The organism is Collinsella sp. AM36-4AA, from assembly GCF_003467795.1.
GTDB lineage: Bacteria > Actinomycetota > Coriobacteriia > Coriobacteriales > Coriobacteriaceae > Collinsella.
The window spans coordinates 452-2,046 of sequence record NZ_QSHS01000051.1 but is presented as its reverse complement, the minus strand read 5'-3'; the positions used below and the strand labels follow the sequence as shown (position 1 = coordinate 2,046).

The 1,595-nt window shown below is 57.6% G+C and carries 1 protein-coding gene; it reads left to right on the top strand.

What is annotated here, in order from left to right; genetic code table 11:
* The first annotated feature begins 112 nt into the window (after positions 1 to 112).
* Positions 113 to 1,327 (top strand): MFS transporter, encoded by a 1,215-nt coding sequence (locus DW850_RS09980; protein WP_199575686.1) that lies wholly within the window; start codon positions 113 to 115, stop codon positions 1,325 to 1,327.
* Positions 1,328 to 1,595 lie beyond the last annotated feature (268 nt).

Sequence of the window (1,595 nt, the reverse complement as noted above, 5' to 3'; positions counted from 1 at the left end):
TCTTCGGCGTGCTGGCGTAAGGGCCCGGCTGCATAGACTGTCATTGCAACCTGGTAAGGGGATGGAGCGGGCCTATGCCCTCCATCCCCTTACTTGTATAGAGGGAGTTCGTATGTTCGCGAAGGATCGCGAAGCAATGCGCCTGACGCCGGCAGAGGTCAGGCTGATTCTTATTGAGTCCCTGCAATGGTGCGCCAACAACGCGGTGTACTTTTTAGGGCTTATCGGCGCGGCGACGTATGATTTGGCTGGCACGGCCTTTTTGGTTGCTGCCATTACGCTCGTACGCAATCTTATGACGTCGGCGGGCAATATGGTGTCGGGCTCGGTCATCGACCGCTTTGGACCGCGCCGGACGTCGTTTGTGACGTGCGTGATTACGGCGGTGCTATCGCTTGGCGTGGGGTTGGCGCCGTTGTCTGTCCCCGGGCTTGTGTTTGCCGCGTGCGTCTTGGGGCTTGCGGGCGGCTTTATCAACACCTGTACGCATGCGTTTCCGGGATACCTGGAGTCGACCACCGAGGGCCGTACCCGCGTGAACGGTCTCATGGTGTTCTACAGCAATATCGCCTATACCGCTGGCCCGCTGCTCGGTGGTGCCATCGTGAGCTGTTTTGCCACGCAATCGGTCTATCTGCTCATGGCGGGCATGATGGGTGTGGCGGCCGTGCTCTCCTTGGGCTGTCACGAGTGTGTTGCTCCCGCAAAAGGGGAGAAGCCGAAGGGCGGCATTCTGGGCGGCATGGCCGAGGGCGCGCGACTTACGTTTCGCGACCACGACCTGCGCCTTATCTTTATCTCGGGCTTTCTGGGCTTCTTTGCGTTTGGCGCGTTCGATTCGCTGGAGTCGTTGTTCTATCGCGATGTGCTCAACGTGGATATCGTCTGGCTGGGCTGGCTGTCCTCGGTCGTGGGCCTCACTTCCTCGGTGGGCGCGTTCATCCTGACCAAGCTTTCTGCTCGCCATGTCAACCTACGATTGTTACTCGGCGCGCTCATGGCCGTGGGCATTGGGTCCATGGTGTACGTGGGCACCGATATGCTGGGGGTCGCGATTATCGGTCAGGCGATTAACGGTCTGGCCTGGGGGTTCCTGGAGCCGCTGCAGATGATCTTGATTCAGGAGCGCGCAGACATCAAATACCTGGGGCGCATTACCGGCTTTGTGCGTTTTGGCCTGATGAGCGCCGGCGTGGTGCCGCTGCTGGCGGCTCCGTTTTTGGCGGAGGCTTTGGGCGTCCAGGCGGTGCTGTTTGGGGCATCGACCATTATTGCGCTGGTAGGAACGCTGTTCTTTGTCACACAAGGGAGACGCCAGGGGCGTTAGCTATACATCAAATTCTAATTTAAGACCACTCACCAGAGAATCTCGACCGTTCACCGAGGATTGGAGCAGATTGAAAAGTGGTATTAAAAACACGTTAGCTGTATGTCTATAATTGGTATCGAAAAGAAACGCGATGTATAGATTCGCGTGCAGGGCAGAAAGGAAAAGCCATGAAGGAAACCGAGAAGATCGAGATCATGCACTTTAGCCAGGAGGGCTACGTCGAGGACGGCAAGAACGTCTACGAGGCCGGCAAGAAGATGACCGC

Excerpts from the sequence above, each read along its gene's own strand:
- DW850_RS09980 (WP_199575686.1), top strand. The coding sequence starts at position 113 with ATGTTCGCGAAGGATCGCGAAGCAATGCGCCTGACGCCGGCAGAGGTC.